General features: G+C 69.9%; 20 protein-coding genes. 10 read left to right on the top strand and 10 right to left on the bottom strand.

All coding sequences use genetic code 11. The features are described from left to right. Positions 1–78 precede the first annotated feature (78 nt). Positions 79–1,671 carry a bifunctional phosphoribosylaminoimidazolecarboxamide formyltransferase/IMP cyclohydrolase gene (gene purH, locus AC1DSZ_RS12455; protein ID WP_476838683.1) on the top strand — a complete coding sequence of 531 codons (1,593 nt, stop codon included), beginning with the start codon at positions 79–81 and terminating at the stop codon, positions 1,669–1,671. On the opposite strand, the gene AC1DSZ_RS12450 is transcribed toward purH, so the two are convergent. Continuing rightward, positions 1,643–3,031, bottom strand: coding sequence for an MFS transporter (locus AC1DSZ_RS12450; protein WP_476838682.1), 1,389 nt, complete (start codon positions 3,029–3,031; stop codon positions 1,643–1,645). The genes purH and AC1DSZ_RS12450 overlap by 29 nt on opposite strands. Before the next feature lie 38 nt (positions 3,032–3,069). Further along, positions 3,070–4,173, bottom strand: a complete 1,104-nt coding sequence (locus tag AC1DSZ_RS12445; protein ID WP_476838681.1) for a DUF2125 domain-containing protein — start codon at positions 4,171–4,173, stop codon at positions 3,070–3,072. Between the two features lie 121 nt (positions 4,174–4,294). Between AC1DSZ_RS12445 and AC1DSZ_RS12440 the strand changes: the two genes are divergently transcribed. Next, on the top strand, positions 4,295–4,840 hold the full coding sequence (locus AC1DSZ_RS12440) for a gamma-glutamylcyclotransferase (protein WP_476838680.1): 546 nt from the start codon (positions 4,295–4,297) through the stop codon (positions 4,838–4,840). Here AC1DSZ_RS12440 and AC1DSZ_RS12435 read toward each other — a convergent pair. After that, positions 4,837–5,226 (bottom strand): hypothetical protein, encoded by a 390-nt coding sequence (locus AC1DSZ_RS12435; RefSeq protein WP_476838679.1) that lies wholly within the window; start codon positions 5,224–5,226, stop codon positions 4,837–4,839. The two genes, AC1DSZ_RS12440 and AC1DSZ_RS12435, sit on opposite strands and share 4 nt — an antisense overlap. A gap of 128 nt (positions 5,227–5,354) precedes the next feature. Between AC1DSZ_RS12435 and AC1DSZ_RS12430 the strand changes: the two genes are divergently transcribed. The 3 genes from AC1DSZ_RS12430 to metW all read left to right on the top strand — a co-directional run bounded on the left by AC1DSZ_RS12430 (position 5,355) and on the right by metW (position 8,352). Further along, positions 5,355–6,428, top strand: coding sequence for an MBL fold metallo-hydrolase (locus tag AC1DSZ_RS12430; protein ID WP_476838678.1), 1,074 nt, complete (start codon positions 5,355–5,357; stop codon positions 6,426–6,428). Positions 6,429–6,524: 96 nt separating this feature from the next. Beyond that, a complete protein-coding gene (gene metX, locus AC1DSZ_RS12425; RefSeq protein ID WP_476838677.1) occupies positions 6,525–7,721 on the top strand; it encodes a homoserine O-acetyltransferase MetX in 1,197 nt (398 codons plus the stop codon). Positions 7,722–7,764: 43 nt separating this feature from the next. Then, positions 7,765–8,352, top strand: a complete 588-nt coding sequence (gene metW / locus AC1DSZ_RS12420) for a methionine biosynthesis protein MetW (protein ID WP_476838870.1) — start codon at positions 7,765–7,767, stop codon at positions 8,350–8,352. A gap of 23 nt (positions 8,353–8,375) precedes the next feature. Here metW and AC1DSZ_RS12415 read toward each other — a convergent pair whose 3' ends face one another. Next, complete coding sequence (locus AC1DSZ_RS12415) at positions 8,376–9,392, bottom strand: site-specific tyrosine recombinase XerD (RefSeq protein WP_476838676.1); 1,017 nt, start codon at positions 9,390–9,392, stop codon at positions 8,376–8,378. Then, positions 9,389–9,532, bottom strand: coding sequence for a histidine kinase (locus tag AC1DSZ_RS12410; RefSeq protein ID WP_188520063.1), 144 nt, complete (start codon positions 9,530–9,532; stop codon positions 9,389–9,391). Before AC1DSZ_RS12410 ends, AC1DSZ_RS12415 begins: the two co-directional genes overlap by 4 nt. Before the next feature lie 170 nt (positions 9,533–9,702). Between AC1DSZ_RS12410 and AC1DSZ_RS12405 the strand changes: the two genes are divergently transcribed. Genes AC1DSZ_RS12405 through AC1DSZ_RS12395 form a run of 3 tightly spaced genes read left to right on the top strand, consistent with a single transcriptional unit; the run spans position 9,703 to position 12,748 of the window. Next, entirely contained in the window at positions 9,703–10,317 is a 615-nt protein-coding gene (locus AC1DSZ_RS12405) for a shikimate kinase (RefSeq protein WP_476838675.1), read from the top strand. Beyond that, positions 10,314–11,438, top strand: a complete 1,125-nt coding sequence (aroB, locus tag AC1DSZ_RS12400) for a 3-dehydroquinate synthase (RefSeq protein WP_476838674.1) — start codon at positions 10,314–10,316, stop codon at positions 11,436–11,438. Before AC1DSZ_RS12405 ends, aroB begins: the two co-directional genes overlap by 4 nt. 11 nt (positions 11,439–11,449) lie before the next feature. Next, entirely contained in the window at positions 11,450–12,748 is a 1,299-nt protein-coding gene (locus tag AC1DSZ_RS12395) for an HlyC/CorC family transporter (RefSeq protein ID WP_476838673.1), read from the top strand. Positions 12,749–12,757: 9 nt separating this feature from the next. Here AC1DSZ_RS12395 and AC1DSZ_RS12390 read toward each other — a convergent pair whose 3' ends face one another. The 3 genes from AC1DSZ_RS12390 to AC1DSZ_RS12380 all read right to left on the bottom strand — a co-directional run bounded on the left by AC1DSZ_RS12390 (position 12,758) and on the right by AC1DSZ_RS12380 (position 14,447). Beyond that, positions 12,758–13,399, bottom strand: a complete 642-nt coding sequence (locus tag AC1DSZ_RS12390) for a transglutaminase-like cysteine peptidase (protein ID WP_476838672.1) — start codon at positions 13,397–13,399, stop codon at positions 12,758–12,760. 259 nt (positions 13,400–13,658) lie between these two features. Further along, positions 13,659–14,054: a PRC-barrel domain-containing protein gene (locus tag AC1DSZ_RS12385; RefSeq protein ID WP_476838671.1), complete on the bottom strand. Its 396-nt coding sequence runs from the start codon at positions 14,052–14,054 to the stop codon at positions 13,659–13,661. A 36-nt stretch (positions 14,055–14,090) separates the two neighbouring features. After that, the gene (locus tag AC1DSZ_RS12380; RefSeq protein ID WP_476838670.1) at positions 14,091–14,447 is read right to left on the bottom strand and encodes a hypothetical protein; all 357 of its coding nucleotides are present in this window, start codon (positions 14,445–14,447) and stop codon (positions 14,091–14,093) included. A 218-nt stretch (positions 14,448–14,665) separates the two neighbouring features. Between AC1DSZ_RS12380 and AC1DSZ_RS12375 the strand changes: the two genes are divergently transcribed. Together AC1DSZ_RS12375 and AC1DSZ_RS12370 are read left to right on the top strand one after the other, a co-directional pair. Further along, positions 14,666–15,421 carry an SDR family oxidoreductase gene (locus tag AC1DSZ_RS12375; protein ID WP_476838669.1) on the top strand — a complete coding sequence of 252 codons (756 nt, stop codon included), beginning with the start codon at positions 14,666–14,668 and terminating at the stop codon, positions 15,419–15,421. A gap of 156 nt (positions 15,422–15,577) precedes the next feature. Then, on the top strand, positions 15,578–16,546 hold the full coding sequence (locus AC1DSZ_RS12370; protein WP_476838668.1) for an MBL fold metallo-hydrolase: 969 nt from the start codon (positions 15,578–15,580) through the stop codon (positions 16,544–16,546). On the opposite strand, the gene AC1DSZ_RS12365 is transcribed toward AC1DSZ_RS12370, so the two are convergent. Further along, the gene (locus AC1DSZ_RS12365) at positions 16,507–17,385 is read right to left on the bottom strand and encodes a MurR/RpiR family transcriptional regulator (protein ID WP_476838667.1); all 879 of its coding nucleotides are present in this window, start codon (positions 17,383–17,385) and stop codon (positions 16,507–16,509) included. The two genes, AC1DSZ_RS12370 and AC1DSZ_RS12365, sit on opposite strands and share 40 nt — an antisense overlap. 92 nt (positions 17,386–17,477) lie before the next feature. Next, positions 17,478–19,076, bottom strand: a complete 1,599-nt coding sequence (locus tag AC1DSZ_RS12360; RefSeq protein ID WP_476838666.1) for an OpgD/OpgG family glucan biosynthesis protein — start codon at positions 19,074–19,076, stop codon at positions 17,478–17,480. Positions 19,077–19,106: the final 30 nt, after the last annotated feature.

Genomic DNA, 19,106 nt, shown 5'->3' with positions numbered 1-19,106 from the left:
GGAACCGATCGTGCTATCGCGCCCGCCAACGTCGTCCGCCCGAGCCGTGGACGGCGGCCCTCTGCGACAAGGTGCATCATGGCGAGCGATCTCAGGCGCGTGACCCGCGCGCTTCTTTCGGTGTCGGACAAGACCGGCCTCGTCGACCTGGCGCGGGCGCTGCACGACGCCGGAGTCGAGCTGGTGTCCACCGGCGGCACCAGCAAGGCTATCGCGGATGCGGGGCTGCCCGTTCTGGACGTGTCGGACCTCACCGGCTTCCCGGAGATGATGGACGGCCGGGTGAAGACGCTGCACCCCAAGGTGCATGGCGGGCTGCTGGCCATCCGCGAGAACCCCGAGCATGAGGCCGCGATGCTGGCCCACGCAATCGCGCCGATCGACCTGCTCGTGGTGAACCTCTACCCGTTCGAGGCCACGGTCGCGGCCGGCAAGGGCTATGAGGACTGCGTCGAGAACATCGATATCGGCGGCCCGGCGATGATCCGCGCGGCGGCCAAGAACCATGGCGACGTCGCCGTGGTGGTGGACGCGGAGGATTACGCGCTGGTGCTGGGCGAGATGGGGGCCAATGGCGGCGCGACCACGCTCGCGACCCGCAAGCGCCTCGCCGCCAAGGCCTACGCGCGCACGGCGGCGTATGACGCCGCGATCTCGAACTGGTTCACGCGCGAGCTCGGCGAAACCTCGCCGACCTACCGGGCCGTGGGCGGGCGCCTCGCCGAGACCATGCGGTATGGCGAGAACCCGCACCAGTGGGCGGCCTTCTACCGGACGCCCGAGAACCGGCCAGGCGTCGCCACGGCGCGCCAGCTGCAGGGCAAGACGCTGTCCTTCAACAACATCAACGACACGGACGCGGCCTTCGAGTGCGTGGCCGAGTTCGACCCGGCGCGATCCGCCGCGGTGGCGATCATCAAGCACGCCAACCCGTGCGGCGTGGCGGAGGGCGCTACGCTCGTGGAGGCCTACCGCAAGGCGCTGGCCTGCGATCCCGTATCGGCCTTCGGGGGCATCGTGGCGCTGAACCGCCGGTTGGACGCCGAGGCCGCCAGGGCGATCGTGGAAATCTTCACCGAGGTGATCATTGCCCCGGAGGCGGACGAGGACGCGATCGCGCTGGTGGCGGCCAAAAAGAACCTGCGGCTGCTGGTGACGGGCGGCCTGCCCAACCCGCGCGCCGAGGGCCTCTCGATGCGCACGGTCGCGGGCGGCTTCCTGCTGCAGGCGCGCGACAACGCCGTGGTGGACGACATGACCCTGAAAGTCGTGACCAAGCGCCAGCCCACCGACGCCGAGATGCGCGACATGCTGTTCGCCTTCCGGGTCGCCAAGCACGTGAAGTCCAACGCCATCGTGTACGTGAAGGACGGCGCCACGGTGGGCGTCGGGGCCGGGCAGATGAGCCGGGTCGACTCGTCCCGCATCGCGGCCTGGAAGGCCGCCGAGGCCGCCAAGGCGGCGGGCCTGCCGGAGACGCTGGCCAAGGGCTCCGTGGTGGCGTCGGACGCCTTCTTCCCGTTTGCGGACGGCTTGCTGGCCGCGGCCGAAGCCGGCGCGACCGCCGTGATCCAGCCGGGCGGCTCGATGCGGGACGACGACGTCATCAAGGCCGCCGACGAAGCCGGCCTCGCGATGGTGTTCACCGGCTATCGGCACTTCCGCCACTGACCGGCGCGGGCGCACTGAGCAGCACCGCGAGGCCCGCCCCGAAAAACAGCACCAGCGTGGCCAGCCCGGCGCGCTGGCTGTCGAAGATGTCGGTCACGATCGCGGCCAGCGTCGGGCCGAGAAACGACGTCACCTTGCCGGAAAGCGCGAAGAGGCCGAACGACTGCCCGGCCTGCCCGGGCGGGGACAGGCGCGCCAGCATGGTGCGGGAGGCCGCCTGCACGGGGCCGGCCACAAGGCCGATCAGGGAGCCGAGCGCCAGGTAGCACTGCTCCGCCCCGGAGGCGAACAGGGCGGCGCCGGGCGGCGCGGATGGCCAGAGAAACAGCACCGTGTCGCGCGTCGTGCCCAGGATGCCGATCACGGCCAAGAGCAGCAGCGACACCCCGATCGCGATCACGCGGCGAGGGCCGATGATCTCGTCGAGGCGGCCGCCCACGAAGGCCCCGATCGCGCCGGTGACGATCAGCACAATGCCGAACAGGCCGATCTGCGTCGTGCCCCAGCCGAACGCCCCGGCGGCGTAGATGCCGCCCAGCGCGAACAGGGTCGCGAGGCCGTCCGCATAAAGCATGTTGGCGAGGAGGAAGCGCGCCAGCGGCTGGCGGGGCGACAGCGCCCGGATGCTGGCGCCCAGCGTCGCGAGGCCGAGCCGGGCGGCCTTCTGCAGCGAGAGCCGGGACGACCGGCCGTCCGGGCACAGCCAGAACATCGGCGCCACGAACACCACGAACCAGAGCGCCGACAGCGGCCCCACGGCGCGGTCGCCGCCGCCGGTTGCGGGATCGAGCCCGAACAGCGGCCGCAGGCCTGCCAGCGTCTGGCCCGTCTCGGGCGCGGCCGACAGAAACGCGAGCGTGAAGGCGAGCGCCAGCAGGCCGCCCAGGTAGCCGACCGCCCAGCCGGTGCCGGAGAGGCGGCCGAGCCGCTCCGGCGGGGCGAGCGTCGGCATCATGGCGTTGTTGAACACGGTGGCGAATTCGGCCCCCACGGTCGCGATCGCGAAGCCGACGAGCGCCACCGGGACGGCCCAGCGTTCGCCCGGCGCGGCGAACCACAGGATGGCGCAGCCGAGCGCCAGCAGCGCGCCGAAGCCCGCGATCCAGGGCTTGCGACGGCCTGTGGCGTCCGCCACCGCGCCCAGCGTCGGAGAGCCGAGCGCGATCAGGAGGCCGGCCGCGCCCGTCGCGTAGCCCCACAGCGCCTGCCCGTCCGCCGGTGTCGCGGCGATGCGGGCGGCGAAGAACGGCGCGAAGATGAACGTGGTGACAAGGGTGAAGAAGGGCTGCGTCGCCCAGTCGAAGAATATCCACGCCACCCTTGCGGAGGTCGGCGGATAGGCGGCGGGGCTCTCACGCATGCGGCAGGGTCGCCCCGTGTTTGGTGGCCGGAGAGGCCTCAGTAGACCGGCGTGAGCCGCGCCACCGGGATGGGACCGAGGAAAGCCTTGCCGGCGTCCAGCCGCAGCGGCAGCGTGACGCCCTTCAGCGCCCCGGTTGCGCCGGGCGGAGGCTCCACGTCGGCCTTCTTGCCGCCGAGCACGCTGGCGATCAGCCCGCCGATCGCGGCGGTGCGGCTGCCCACCCCCATGGATTGCAGCAGTTCGTCCAGGCCGGTGAGCGTCACCTCGATGCGGCCTTGCGCCCGGTGCAGCTCGTCCAGCCCGAGGCTGCCGGCCGCGTCCACGCGCTTGGTTCCCTTCAGGACGGTGAGGCTCGTGAGCTGGACGCGTCCGCCCGCCTCGCGCCAGCGATCGAGCTCGGACTTGAGGCCGTGGCCGCCGAGGGGCTCGGCCTTGGTGATCGTCGCCACCACGGTGGCGTCGGTGGCGTCGGAGCCGCCCAACATGGCGTCCAGCGGCGCGATGCGCGCGCCGTTCAGGGTGGCGGCGACGTCGAAGGCGCCGTCCGCGGCCGGGCGCTCGGGCGTGCGGCGCAGGTGCAGCTCCAGGCTTCGCGCGCCGGTCTCGAGGGTTCCGGCCGCGTTGGCGGCCACCACCGTGAGGCCCTTGCCCTCGACGGAAACCCGCTCCAGCGCCGCGCCGGGCTTGCCGGCGAGGCTGGCGCGCAGCAGCTCCCAGGCGGCCGAGAGGTTGGCGCCGGTTTCGTCTCGCACCTCCAAGGGGCCCTCGGCCTCCACGATCACGTGGCTCGGCGCGTAAACCTGCGCGACCGCGACCGCGCCCGCGAGCTGGCCGCGCACGGCGCGGCCCTCCGCGACGCCGCTGAAGGTCGGCTTGGCGCAGGACACCTCAATGCGAAACGGGAACCCGCCGATCTTGCGGTCCGGGCAGCTCCATTCGCGCCCGAGCGACGCTTCGCGGCCGAGCCAGGCGTCGATTTCCTGGGCGGTGCGCCAGGACGCGAAGGTCCAGAACGCCCCGACCGCACCGCCGCAGAGCAGAAGCAGCAGCGAGGGCGCGAAGATGCGCAGCCGCGACGGGCGTGGGCGGCGGACCGGCTCTCGTTTGGTCCGCGACCAGCGCCTGACCTGCTGCTCCATGACGACTCCGTTTCGTGGCGACTTACGCGATTCGTTCGCGCCCGGATTTCGCAGGGCCGCAAAATGCTCTACCTGCTGGCGCGACAAGCGCCAACACACGCCCCCGAGAGCAAGCGACGCAATGCACGCGAATACAGGCGATTTGTGGGTCTTTGGCTATGGCTCGCTGATGTGGCGGCCCGGCTTCGAGCACGACGAGCGGATCGTCGCGACCCTGCATGGCTATCACCGCGCCCTGTGCGTGTATTCGGTTCACCACCGCGGCACCGCCGAGCGGCCCGGCCTCGTTCTCGGGCTCGACCGCGGCGGCTCCTGCCGGGGCGTCGCCTTTCGGGTCGGGCCCGCGCGGGCCGCGGAGGTGCTGGCCTATCTGCGCGAACGCGAGCAGGTCACGATGGTGTATCGCGAAACCGCGCACCAGCTGCGGCTGGTGGACGGCCGCACCGTTCCGGGCATCGCCTACACGGTGAACCGCTCGCACGTGCAATATGCGCCGCGCCTGCCGGAGCCTGACCTCCTGCGCATCGTGGAGGGCGGCGTCGGGATCTCGGGGGCCAACCCGGACTACGTCCGCAACACCCACAGCCACCTGCTGGAAATGGGCATCCGCGACAGGACGCTGGCGTGGCTGTCCGAGCGGCTGGTCCCGGGCACGAGCGCGGTTTAGTCGCAGAGATCCCGCACCACTGCGGCTCGGCCTTCCTGATCCTCGGCAAGCAAATGCAGGTGGATTTCGTCCGCCCGCGCGAAGGCCGGCACGGAGGCGAGCGGCGCATCCCAGGCCTCGCACGCGACGGCGCCCAGCATGGTGAGCCGCCCGTCCGGCAGGCGCCGCACGGCCAGCGCCACCATGCCGGCATAGTCCGGCGCCGCGCCGGGCTCATAGGCCGAGACAACGTAGCGGCGGCCGGAACGGCCGCGCCAGGCGTGGAAACGGCGCACCAGCGCGGTTCCGGCGCCGGCGCGCAGAGGCTCATGCAAGGCGCCGCGCTCGCCCGTGAGGGGCGCCAGGGCGGAAACGGGAAGGCTCGGCGTCGCGCACGCGGGGACCATGGGCGGTGTTCCTGATGTGAACGAAAGAGGAACAAATTGACCGGGGGTTGTCAAGCGCGTGTCGCCGGGCACAGTGGCGTTCTCACCCGCGCCCTTGCCGCCGCGGCGGCGTCGACCATCTTTGGCGCATGAACAGGCGACGCATGCTCAAGCTTTTTTCCCTGCCGGCGATCGGCGCCGCGCTCGGCGGTTTCGTCGGGCTCCGGTCCGGGCAGAACCCCTATTACTCAGGCCCCGTCTCGGATCATTTCGACGGCGTGAAGTTCTTCAACCCCAGCGGGCTGAACGGAAAAGGCTTCAAGGACCTCGTCCGCTGGCGCCTGGCGGACGGCAAGGAGGAGTGGCCCGAGGAATTCCCGAGCCCGTTCCGCGACAGGCCGCCGCAGCGGGTGGAGGGCGCGGGCCTGCGGGTGACGCTGGTGGGCCACGCCAGCTTCCTGATCCAGACCGCCGGGCTCAACATGCTGACCGACCCGGTGTGGTCGGAGCGCTGCTCTCCGGTGTCGTTCGCCGGCCCCAAGCGCGTGAACCCGCCCGGCGTCGCCTTCGAGGACCTGCCGCCGATCGACGCCGTGCTGCTGACGCACAATCATTACGACCACCTCGATGTCGACACCCTGCGGCGGCTCGTCGCCGCGCATCCGCTGCGGATCGTGACGCCGCTCGGCAACGACACGATCCTGCGGGAAGCCGGCATCGCGGCGCCGATGTTCGCGCATGACTGGGGCGACCGGGTGCGCCTGTCGGACGCCGTGCAGGTGCATGTGGAGCCGGCGCAGCACTGGTCGGCGCGCGGCGTGCTGGACCGACAGCGGGCGCTCTGGGCCGCCTTCGTGCTGGAGACGCCGGCGGGCGTCATCTACCACGTCGGCGACACCGGCTTTGGCGACGGGGCGCAGTTCGGCGCCATCCGGGCCAGGCACGGGGAGCCGCGGCTCGCGATCCTGCCGATCGGGGCCTTCGAGCCGCGCTGGTTCATGCGCGACCAGCACATGAACCCGGACGACGCCGTGCGGGCCTTGCTGGCCACCGGCGCCCGGCAGGCGCTCGGCCACCACTGGGGCACGTTCAAGCTCACCGACGAGGGCGTCGAGCGGCCGCCCGAGGCGCTCGCGCGGGCGCTGGCCGAGCATGGCGTCGCGCCCGAGCGGTTTCGGCCGCTGCGGCCGGGTGAGGTCTGGGAAGCCGCCGCCGGGGCGTAAGCGGCTGCCCCGCATGATTTTTGTTGCAGTAGGCGGGCCGCGCCGATACCCAAGGACGTTCTGTACTCCGAACGTTACGGCCTGACTGGCGGAATCATGGCGCGGACCCTCGGCACCCAAGCGATCCCTCCCACACCCCGCAACGAGGCTAACGACCCCACCAGCCTCGTGGCGCGCTTCGGCGCGGACCAGCCGCTGCACCTCGACTGCGGGGTGGCGCTGGCGCCGCTCACCATTGCGTACCAGACCTACGGGACGTTGAACGCCGACAAAAGCAATGCGGTGCTGATCTGCCACGCCCTGACGGGCGACCAGCACGTCGCCAACGTCAATCCGGTGACGGGCAAGAATGGCTGGTGGGAGACCATGATCGGCCCCGGCAAACCGATCGATACGGACCGCTTCTTCGTGATCTGCTCCAACGTGCTGGCGAGCTGCCTCGGCACCACGGGGCCGGCCTCGCTGCTGGCGGACGGCGGCGCGCCCTATGCGCTGGACTTCCCGGTCGTGACGGTGCGCGACATGGTTCGCGCGCAGGCGATGCTGGTGGATCACCTGGGCATCGACACGCTGTTTTGCGTGGCGGGCGGGTCCATGGGCGGCATGCAGGTGCTGCAATGGGCGGCGAGCTACCCGCAGCGGGTGTTCTGCGCCATGCCGATCGCCACGGCGGCCAAGCACTCGGCCCAGAACATCGCGTTCCACGAGGTCGGCCGGCAGGCCATCATGGCGGATCCGGACTGGCGCGGCGGGCGCTATCTCGCCGAGGGCGTGCGGCCCGAGAAGGGCCTCGCGGTGGCCCGCATGGCGGCGCACATCACCTACCTGTCGGAGCCCGCGCTGCATCGCAAGTTCGGCCGCAAGCTGCAGGACCGCGCGGCGCCGACCTTCTCGTTCGACGCCGATTTCGAGATCGAGAGCTACCTGCGCTACCAGGGCCGCTCCTTCGTGGAGCGCTTCGACGCCAACAGCTATCTCTACCTCACCCGCGCGATGGATTATTTCGACCTCGCGGCCGACTACGACGGTAAGCTCGCGCAGGCTTTCCGGGGCGCGCGGACGCGGTTCTGCGTGGTGTCGTTCACGTCGGACTGGCTGTTCCCGACCAGCGACAGCCGAGCGGTGGTGCATGCGCTGAACGCGTCCGGGGCGTCCGTCTCCTTCGTGGAGATCGAGACCGACAAGGGCCACGACGCCTTTTTGCTCGAGGTTCCGGAGCTCTTCGCCACCACCAAGGGCTTCATCGATTCGGCCGCCCGGGCGCGCGGCCTCGCGGAGGCGGCGCGTGGCTGACGCACAGTTCTCGACCAGCGCGGCCGCGACCCGCATCGACCTCATGCTGGTGGCCGGCATGGTGGAGCCGGGCTCGCGCGTGCTCGACGTCGGCTGCGGCGACGGCGCGCTGATGCGCATGCTGCAGGACGGCCGCAACGTCGACGCGCGCGGCATCGAGCTCAGCCAGGCGGGCGTCAACCAATGCGTCGCGCATGGGCTGTCGGTGATCCAGGGCGACGCCGACGCCGACCTCGCCGACTACCCGGATGACAGCTTCGACTACGTGATCCTGTCGCAGACCATCCAGGCGACGCGACGGCCCAAGGTGGTGCTGGACCACATGCTGCGCATCGGCCGGCGCGCGATCGTGTCGTTTCCGAATTTCGGCCACTGGAAAATCCGCACGCGGCTCGCCTTCGGGGGGCGGATGCCCGTCACCGAGAACCTGCCGGTGTCGTGGCACGAGACGCCCAACATCCATTTCTGCACGATCCGCGACTTCATCGACCTGTGCGACGAGGTCGGCGCGCATATCGAGAAGGGCGTCGCGCTGGACGCCGGCGGCCGCCAGGTGCGGCTCACCATGCCGTGGTGGGTGTGGAACCTGTTCGGCGAACAGGCCGTGCTGGTGCTGTCGCGCGGGCGGTAAAGCCCGAGCGCCGCGCGGGACGGCTACTCATCCCCCAGAGGATGAAGATCCCGCACCAGGCTCTTCAGCCGCTCGTCCACGACGTGCGTGTAGATCTGCGTGGTGGAGATGTCGGCGTGGCCGAGCAGTTGCTGCACGACGCGCAGGTCGGCGCCGTTGTGCAGAAGGTGGCTCGCGAAGGCGTGCCGCAGGACGTGGGGGCTGACCTTGTCGGCCGAGAGGCCGGCCGCGGCCGCGCAAGCCTTGAGGTCGCGCGCGAAGGCCTGCCGGGTGAGGTGGCCGGAGGCGCTGTCGGCCGGGAACAGCCAGGGGCTCGGGGCGCCCAGCGCCCGGTCCTGCGCGGCGGCCTCCTCGCGCAGCGCCATGTAGCGGGCGATCGCCGCCTTGGCGCGGTTGTTCATCGGCACGAGGCGTTCCTTGCCGCCCTTGCCGCGCACCACGATCATCTGGTCGCGCACCCGGGCGGCGCTGGCCGGCAGGGCGACGAGTTCGCTCACGCGCAGGCCGGTGCCGTAGAGCGCCTCCAGCAGCGCCGAGAGCCGGGCGGCCCGCAGGCGCTCGCCCAGCGGGCGGCCGGAATCGTCCAGCCCCTCGGCGGCGGTGTCGAGCAGCCGGTCGACCTCGCCGATCTGCATGACCTTGGGCAGGGGCCGCCCGCGCTTGGGGCCGCTCAGCGCCACGGTGGGGTCGTCCGTGCGATAGCTCTCGCCATACAGGAACTTGTGCAGCTGCTTCACGGCCGAGAGCCGGCGGGCGGCCGACGAGGTCTTCAACCCACGGGCCGAGAGGTCGGCCAGAAAGGCGCGAATCGTTTCCGTGCCGACGTCGAGCACGTCGCGTCCCTCGGTCGCGAGGAAGCCCGCATAGTCGTCGAGATCGCGCCGGTAGGCGTCCAGCGTGTTGGCGGCTGCGCCGCGCTCGGCCGACAACATGGCCAGAAACGCCGCCACGCTGGCGGCGGAGCCGGACTGCGGCGGACGGTCCGGGCTGGCCGTAGCAGTCGGCCTGGCCGGAACCGGCGTGGCGCGGGGCCGTCTCATCGCGGCAGTTTCGACGCCGGGATCGTCACCGTGATTTCGCGCTGCTCGGGCTCGTAGAAGGTCGCGAGCGCCCAGAGGCCGGCATAGCCCAAGCCAGCCAGAATGGCGCAGATCAACAGGAAACGGAGGATGACCGGCACGGTGCGCTCATCAAGGAGGGGTCCACCTTTCGAACACGCCCGTAGGTTGAACGCAAGAGGGCGTGAAAACCCGGTGCGGTCCGTGCTAGAGGAGGCGTCGGCGTTCCTGTCCGGCCGGTCGGGAGCGCCACGAGGGCCGCCGCGGGCTGGCGGGCTTGCGGAGGGTGAAAGTGAGCGCCGTCGCGGAGACGAGAAGCGATACCGGGGGGATCGAGCGGCTTCGTGCGGCGCTCGGCGAACGTTCGCTCGTGCTCGTCGGCATGATGGGGGCCGGCAAGAGCTCCGTCGGCCGGCGCCTGGCCATGAAGCTCCAGATGCCGTTCGCGGACGCCGACATCGAGATCGAGAAGGCGGCCGGCATGACGATCCCGGAGATCTTCGCCAGCCGCGGCGAAACGGATTTCCGGGACGGCGAACGCCGCGTGATCGCGCGGCTGCTGGCCGAAGGCCCCAAGGTGCTGGCGACCGGCGGCGGCGCCTATATGAGCGCCGAAACCCGGGAACGCGTCGCCCGCATGGGCCTGTCGGTGTGGCTGAAGGCCGACGCCGACGTGCTGATGCGGCGGGTCCGCAAGCGGTCGAACCGCCCGCTCCTGAAAAACCCCGATCCGGAGGGGACGCTGCGCCGCCTCATCGAAGAGCGCTATCCGGTCTACGCCCATTCGGACATCACGGTGTTGTCGCGCGACGTGCCGCATGACGTGGTGGTGGGGGAGATCATTGAGGCGCTGGCGCAGCGCTTTTCCCTGGCGCAGGACTTCGCCCTGAACGGAGCGGCCGAATGAGCGAGGTCGAGGACGTCGTCGTCCATGTGCCGCTGGGCGAGCGCGCCTATGACATCCATATCGGGCGCGGCCTGATCGGGCGCGCCGGCGCGTTGATCGGCGGCGTAGCGCCCGGGTCCGCCTGCGCGGTGGTGACGGACGCGAATGTCGCAAAGGCGCATCTCGGCGCCCTGGAGCAGAGCCTTGCGGCGGCCGGCATCCGCTACGCCAGCGTGGTTTGCGCCCCCGGCGAGGCGTCCAAGAGCTATGCGGGCCTGCAGGAGGTCTGCGACGCCGTGATCGGCGCCCGCATGGAGCGCGGCGACATCGTGGTGGCGCTGGGCGGCGGCGTGATTGGCGACCTCGCGGGCTTCGCGGCCGCGGTGGTGCGACGCGGCATGCGCTTCGTGCAGATCCCCACCAGCCTGCTCGCGCAGGTGGATTCCTCCGTGGGCGGCAAGACCGGCATCAACTCGGCCCATGGCAAGAACCTCCTGGGGGCGTTCCACCAGCCGATCCTGGTGCTGGCCGACGTCGGGGCGCTCGATACGTTGCCGGAGCGCGAGTTCCGGGCCGGCTACGCCGAGGTGGCGAAATATGGCCTCATCGACGACGCCGCGTTCTTCGGCTGGCTCGAGGAGCATCATCGCGGCGTGTTCGCGGGCGGCGCCGACCGGGTGCACGCCATCCGGACGAGCTGCGCCGCCAAGGCCGCCATGGTGGTGCGCGACGAGAAGGAGGAGGGCGACCGCGCGCTCCTGAATCTCGGCCACACCTTCGCGCACGCGTTCGAGCGGCTGACGCGCTACGACGGCGCGCGGCTGGTTCATGGCGAGGCGGTCGCGGTGGGGCTCGCCTGCGCGTTCCGGTTCTCGGCCACGCTGGGGCTGTGCTCCGGGCAGGACGCCGGCCGGGTGGAAGGCCACCTGCGCACCGTCGGGCTGCCGACGCGCATCCGCGACATTCCGGGATGGGACGGCGACGCCGCCGCGATCCTGGACGCCATGTTCCAGGACAAGAAGGTCCAGCGCGGCGCGCTGACGTTTATTCTGGCGCGCGGCATCGGCCAAAGCTTTATCGCCCGCGGGGTGGATGCGGACCCCGTGCGGGCTTTCCTTGACGCCGAGTTGGCTCGCACCTGAATCTAAGGACCATGGAAAAAATCGAATTCCAAGCGAACCCCTGGCTGGCGCTTGCGATCGTGATCTTCTGCCTGGCGCTCTCGGCCTTCTTCTCGGGCGCCGAAACGGCGCTGACGGCCGCCTCGCGGGCCCGCATGCACGCGCTTCAAGACCAGGGCGACAAGCGCGCCAGCATCGTCAACCGGCTGCTGATCGCCCGCGAGCGGCTGATCGGGGCCATGCTGATCGGCAACAACGTCGTCAATATCGGGGCGTCGGCGTTCACCACCAGCGTGCTGGTGCAATTCTTCGGCTCGGAGGGCGTGATCTACGCCACCGTGGCGATGTCGATCCTCGTGGTGGTGTTCGCCGAGGTGATGCCGAAGACCGTGGCGATCAACAAGCCCGACCAGACCGCGCTGCTGCTGGCGCGCCCGGTGTCGTGGGTGGTGGCGCTGTTCGGGCCCCTCACGATGGCGATCGAGGCCTTCGTGCGCTTCGTGCTGCGGATGTTCAAGGTCGACATCAGCGAGCACAAGAGCGTGCTGTCGGCCAGCGAGGAGATCCGCGGCACCGTGGACCTGCTGCACCGCGAGGGCGGGGTCGAGAAGGAGGCGCGGCGCATGTTCGGCGGCCTCCTCGACCTTGAGGAGCTCGGCGTCTCGGACGTGATGATCCACCGCACCAAGATGCGGACGATCTCGGCCGATCTCGGCTCGGAGGAGATCGTCCGCGAAGTGCTGGCCTCGCCCTATACACGCCTGCCGCTGTGGTCGGGCACCCCCGAGAACATCGTCGGCGTGCTGCACGCCAAGGACCTCCTGCGGGCGCTGGACGCCGTGCAGGGCGACGCCAAGCGGCTCGACGTGAAGGCGATCGCGCTCGACCCGTGGTTCGTGCCCGACACGACCTCGCTGGCCGACCAGCTCAAGGCCTTTCTCACCCGCAAGACGCATTTCGCGCTGGTGGTGGACGAGTATGGCGAGGTGATGGGGCTGGTGACGCTGGAGGACATCCTCGAGGAGATCGTCGGCGACATCAAGGACGAGCACGATCTCAGCGTTCAGGGCGTGCGGCCCCATGCGGACGGCTCGGTCAGCGTCGACGGCTCGGTGCCGGTGCGCGACCTGAACCGCGCCATGGACTGGGGATTGCCGGACGAGGAGGCCACCACGATCGCCGGGCTCGTGATCCACGAGGCGCAGATCATCCCGGACGCCGGGCAGGTTTTCACCTTCTACGGCTACCGTTTCCAGGTGCTGCGCAAGTCGCGCAATCGCATCACGGCGCTGCGGATCACCCCGGTGAGCCGGCTCAACGCGGCCGAATGAGCCGGCGGCTCAGCGCTTGGACGCGGTGGCGGTCACCCCGGAGGCGTGGTTGAGGCTGACCCAGGCGGTTTCGGTCTGGCTCTCGCGCTTGACGTAGACGTAGCCGGTCTGCTGCCAGGTGAGGACCTCGTCGCGCTTGTTGTCGAGCACGATGTCGCCGCGGTCCGTGCGGACCATCAGGACGGCATGGCCCTCGTTGTTTTCGTCCAGCACCACGGTCATCAGCATGGCGCGGCGCGGCAGGCCGGCCTCGGCGAGGCGACGGCGCTTCAGGAGCTGGTAGTCCTCGCAGTCGCCGAAGCCGTCTTCGCCGAAGTCCCAGTGGTCGACCACGCCCCAATGCTCGAGATCGGTGAGCGGCCGGAGCGAGCGGTTGACCTTGGCGTTCACGTCGACGAGCAGCTTCCAGGTCTGCGGTGTCAGCGCGATGCGCTCGGGCTGGCTCAGGTCGACCCGGCATTCCGCGATGTTGCGGTTGCAGAATTCCTGCCAGGCGATGATCGGGCGCGCCGCGCCGGAGGCGGTCGCCGGTTCGGCCAAAGGCAGGCTCGCCAGACGGTCGGACGGGGCCGCCGAGGCGGGCGCCATGCCGAGGCCGATCAGCAGCGCTGCGGTGGGCAAACGGAGGAGCGACTTGAGGAACATGACCATCCCTGTCTCGATGGGATGACCCTGCCGCCGCTCCTCCCAGCAGCGGCTGAGAAAAATGCCTCAAATTTGATGGAATGCCGCGACTAGCCCGTGTCGAAACCAAGGCTTGGTTGGCCTGGTGTTTCGGCTATCCGGCAAATTGTCCGGATTTGTAAGAAACCGTTCATCCTGTCGGGCGCGACAGACGCCCGATACAGCCGCGGTCCGGCGCAAGGACGATCTCCGGCCCGCGATCATCTGCGCAGGCCGGAGCTTCATCTTACATGTAGAAGGGGATGCGATAGTATTCGTAGACGCTGCGGCCATAGTCGGGGTTGTTCCACGGCGCCTCGGCGGCCGTGTAGCTTGGCGCCCGCTCCAGCTCCTCCTTGGTCATGTCCACCACGTAGCCGCCCATGCGGGTGTCGTAGTCGAGCTTGCTCCACGGGAAGGGGTGGTAGCGTTCGCCGATCCCCAGGAAGCCGCCGAACGACATCACCGCGTAGGCGACCTTGCCGGACACCTTGTCGACCATGAAGTTGTACACCGTGCCGAGGCTGTTGCCGGCGCGGTCGTAGACGCCCGTGCCCTCGACCTTGTCGGAGGCGATCAGCCGTTCGGTTTCGTTGATCGGAAGCCCGCGCTCATGCGTCGGGCCGGGATGCGCGTCGCTCATGCGATCCTCCGTGTTTACGAGCCTTGCCGGCTAACCTTACTTGGGATCGATCGTGCTGTTGGATCCATTCGGCGGCGGGATCACCGGCATGGTCCCGGGGTTCGGAACCGGCGCGGGAGCGTGGATGCCCTGGTCCATGTTGGTGGGCGGCGTGATCACGCCATCGCTCTTGTTGAGCTGGTCGCTCAGCGTGCCGCCGCGCACCGTGCCGGTGGTATCGGAATCGGTGGACTTGTCGCTGTTCAACGGCGGGTCGATCTTTTCCGGAACGGTCGTTTTCGGATTGGGCATGTTCGGTGCCTGGGGCTGCGTCTGCGCCGTCGCAACGGCGACCGAGCAGGCGAGCGCCAGGACGGTGAGGCGGACGCCTCGGAGCTTGTGTGCGGAAGCCATCATATCCTCCCTTTGCGTGCGATCATCGGAACAACAGGCGAGGCGGAGACCGGTTCCCGCGGCGCTAAAGGTGGAACTCTGGATTGCGGTGGACCTGTTGGCCAGGCGCTCGCGCAGTTCAGTCACGCCATAAAGCGGTTGCCCGGCGGGCAAGGCGTCGCCAAAGTGGCGGCCGAGCAGGCCCGAACGGCTTCTAAAACGATTACAGGGAGGAATCCATGAGTGCGGAAGGCAAGGTCGCGATCGTCACGGGCGCGGGCACGGGCGTGGGGCGCGCCGCCGCGCTGGCGCTGTCGCGGGCCGGCTTCGCGGTGACTTTCGCGGGACGCCGGCGCGAGCCGCTGGAGCAGTCCGCCGCCCTGGCGGGCCCCGGCGCGCGCACGCTGGCGCGGCCGACCGACGTGTCGGACGAGGCCTCGATGCGGGGGCTGTTCGACGAAACCGTCGCGGCCTTCGGGCGCGTGGACGTAATCTTCAACAATGCCGGCACCGGCGCGCCCGCGATCCCGCTCGAAGAGCTCACCATGGAGCAGTGGCGCAACGTGGTCGACGCCAACCTGACGGGCGTGTTCCTGGGCATCCAGAACGCCTTCCGGGTGATGAAGGACCAGAATCCGCGCGGCGGGCGCATCATCAACAACGGCTCGGTGTCGGCCTATGCGCCGCGGCCGAACTCGGCGCCCTACACGGCGACCAAGCACGGCGTGCTCGGGCTCACCCGGTCGGCGGCGTTGGACGGGCGCAAATACGACATCGCGGTGGGGCAGATCGACATCGGCAACGCCGCCACGGACATGACCGAGCGGATGACGGGCGGCGTCATGCAGGCGAACGGCTCGATGATGCCGGAGCCGCGCATCGACGCGGACCACGTGGCCCGCGCGGTGGTCTACATGGCGACCCTGCCGCTGGACGCCAACGTGCTGACCATGAACGTGATGGCGACCAAGATGCCCTTCGTCGGCCGCGGCTGATCTTTTTCGCCCATCCGAGGAGGCTGTTCACGGAGAGGTGAGCAGCCTTTTCGCGTTGCGGACGCCATCTTGCGCGTGCGCGCCCTAGTTCCGGGTCGCGCCATCACGCGCACGATCAACGAGCGCCAAAAACAGTCGCGAGGAGATGCTATCCCGATGTCGATCGATCGCCGCACATTCCTGACCGCCGCCACCGGCCTCGCGGCCGCCTCGGTTGCGCCCGCCGCCGCGCTGGCCGCCGCCCCGCCCGTCGGCAAGCCGACCGCCGGCGCCTACCGCTACAAGGTGGGCGACTACGAGATCACCGCCATCCATGACGGCATCAACAACCTGAAGCTCACCGAAGGCTTCGTGAAGAACGCCAAGCTGGCGGACGTGCAGGGCGCGCTGAAGGACGCCTACATGTCGCCCGAGACGCTGCCGATCACGTTCACGGCTCTGATCGTCAACACCGGCTCCAAGCTGATCCTGGTGGACACCGGCCTCGGCGGCCTCGGCGGCCCCACCAACGGCCAGCTGGTTCCCAACATGAAGGCGGCCGGCATCGATCCAGCCTCCATCGACACGGTGCTGATCAGCCATTTCCACGGCGACCACATCAACGGCGTGCGCCCGAAGGAGGGCATCGAGGGCTTCACCAAGGCCGAGATCCTGGTTCCGGCCATGGAATGGGACTTCTGGATGGACGACGCCAAGATGGCGCAGGCCCCCGAAGGCATGAAGGGCGCCTTCGCGAATGTGCGCCGCGTGTTCGGCCCCATGGCCAAGGACGTGAAGCGTTACGACTGGAACAAGGAAGTCGCGCCCGGCATCACGGCCATCGGCGCGCCTGGCCACACGCCCGGCCACACCATCTTCGCGGTGGCGTCCGGCTCCGAGAAGCTGATGATCCTGTCCGACGTCACCAACCACCCGGCGCTGTTCGTACGCAATCCGGACTGGTCGGCCGTGTTCGACCAGGATGCCGACATGGCGCGCGCGACGCGCCACAAGGTGCTCGACATGGTGGCGGCCGAACGCATGCATGTCGCCGGCTTCCACTTCCCGTTCCCGGCGCACGGCTTCATCGCCAAGGACGGCAAGGGCTACGACTTCGTGCCCACGCCGTGGTCCACGGTGCTCTGACGCGCGGCTAGCGCCTCGCCGTCGGCCGAGCGACGCTCGCCGACGGCGACCGCCAGCGTCATGGCGAGGCAGAACGTCGCCGCCATGGAGCGGAAGGCGCCGAAATCGGCCTCGATCACTTCCAGCCAAACGGTCGCGAGTTCGGCCAGCGGGCTGAACGGGCTGTCGGTGAGCGCCACCACGGGAGCGTGCCGGGCGGCGGCCGCGGCCGCGAGCTCCACGGTTGTAGGCGTGTAGGGCGAAAAGCTGATCGCCACCAGGGCGTCGCGCGGGCCCACATGGGCGAGCTGGTCGGCCCCCAGATGGGCGACGTTGTCGATCAGCAGGCTGCGGATGCCGAGCTTGGGCAGCGCATAGGCCAGATAGGCCGCCACCGGAAAGGCGCGCCGCATTCCCACAAGATAGATCGTCTCGGCGCCGGCCAGGATCGCGACCGCGGCGTCGAGGTCCTCGGACGCAACCGTCTGGCGCATGCGCTGGAGCGAGGCCGACGCCGCCTCGGCGAAGCCGAACATCAGGCGCGCCGGGTCCTCGCCGGCCGGCTGGACGTCGTGGAGGGTGCGCAGGCGCTCGCCATAGTCGGGCCAGCGGTCCCGCAGGCGGTGGCGAAACACGCTCTGCATGTCCGAAAAGCCCGAATAGCCCACCGCCTTGGCGAAACGCACCAGCGTCGAGGGCTGCACGCTGGCGAGTTCGGCGATGCTGGCGGCCGTCCCGAAGGCGAGCTCGTCCGGATGCGCCACCGCGAACTCGGCCACCTGCTGGAGGCGTCGCGGCAGGTCGGCCCGCCGGGACACCAGCAGCAGTTTCAGGGCGTCGAAATCCCGGGGCGCTTCCATCGAAATCGGTTCTCGCATGCGCGCAGCCGCGCCCTGCGATCAAGCCTCAACGGAACGGGCGTTTCAAGCATGGAACGGCTGTGTTGCGCCCATCAGGCTGGAACAGCCCACGCGAAAGCCCAGGTTTCCGTCACCGCGTGCCCGTCGACGGTGAGGTAGCTGCGGATCTCGACGGTCGCGCCCTTCGGGGCGTCGATGTCCAGATAGCTGCGGAAGCCGCGCGTCACCGGGTTCGGCTCGAGGCTACGGCGCGCCACCGTGCCGCCCTGCACGTCGGCGAAGAGCTCGACGCGCTTGGGCGAGCCGAGAAAGAACGGCAGGTCGCCGGAGGTGAAATCCACCATGAACCGGCGCCGAACCCTGTCGGGCGAGGAAGCCGGGCCAGCCAGCGCCGTCTGGAACGTGCCGGTCGCCTTGCCGCCGCGATGCAGGTCCGGGCTGTCCAGCGAGCGGATGACGTAGGACAGCCGCAAGGGCTCGCCCGGCTCGGCCGGCTTGGCGGGCGTCCAGAACGCCACAATGTTGTCGTTGGTCTCGTCGGGCGTGTTGAGCTCGATGAGATCCACCGTGCCCTCGCCCCAGTCGCCGCGGGGCTCCACCCAATAGCTCGGGCGCAGGTCGTAGCGCGCCTCCAGATCCTCGTAGCGGGCGAAATTGCGGTCCCGCTGCAGCAGGCCGAAGCCGGCCGGATTGCGGTCGCCGAAATGCGAGGAGCGCGGCGCGGGTGGGTTGGCCAGCGGCCGCCAGATCCACTCGCCGCCGCCGGTGTGCATCAGCAGGCCGTCGGAATCGTGGATCTCGCTGCGGAAATCGTCGCGGAGGCGGCGATCGTTCTCGCTGGTGAAGAACATGGAGGTGAGCGGCGCCACGCCCATGGTGGCGAGGCTGCGGCGGGGATAAATCTCGCTGCGCACCTCGGCGGCGGTCTCGGGGCCGGGCCGCAGGATGATCTGGTAGGCGCCCGTCACCGAGGCGCCGTCCATCAGCGCATAGATGACGATGTGCTCGGCCCCCTTGGCGGGCTGCTCGATCCAGAACTCGCGGAAAAACGGAAATTCCTCGCCGGGCTGCCCGCTGCCGATCGCGAGCCCGCGCGCCGAGAGGCCGTAGCGCTGCCCGCGCGAGAGAAAGCGGAAATAGCTCGCGCCCAGGAACACCGCCAGCTCGTCGAGCTTGTCGGGGTCATTCAGGGGGTAGTGCAGCCGGAACCCCGCAAAGCCGAGGCCGACGGGAAGCGGCGCGCCGAAGCGGTTCTTTCCGTAGTCGAACAGCGAGGCCGAGTACGGCACCGGCGCGGCGAGCCCGTGCTGGACGATGTTGACCACCACGGGCCGGGTGAACAGGAAGCCGAGATGAAACAGCTGGAGCCGGAAGGCCGAGCCGTTGTCGCCCAGCAGCGCCCGTTCGGGCCGGAAGCGGATGTCGCGGTAGGCGTCATAGTCGAGCGCCGCGAGTTCGGGCGGCAGAACCGGCGGCGCGGCCTGGAACGGCTCGGAGGCGAGCCGGCGCGCCCGGTCGGACACGTCCTCGAAGCGGAAGGACGGAGGCGGCGGCTGCGCGACCGTCGGCGAGACGGGAGGCGATGCGGGCGCGGCCGACGGCGCCGGCGAAGTCTGCGCCCGGAGCGGGGAGGCTCCGGCCAGCAAGGCTGCGCCGCTCAGGGCGGCGAAACGGCGACGATCAAGGGACATTGTGGTTCGGACCCGGAGCTTGAGCGTGTG

It is taken from the genome of Alsobacter sp. P4_H11 (genome assembly GCF_056400925.1).
Note: the sequence above shows the minus strand (reverse complement) of the source record. Positions and strands in the feature narration are given on the sequence as shown.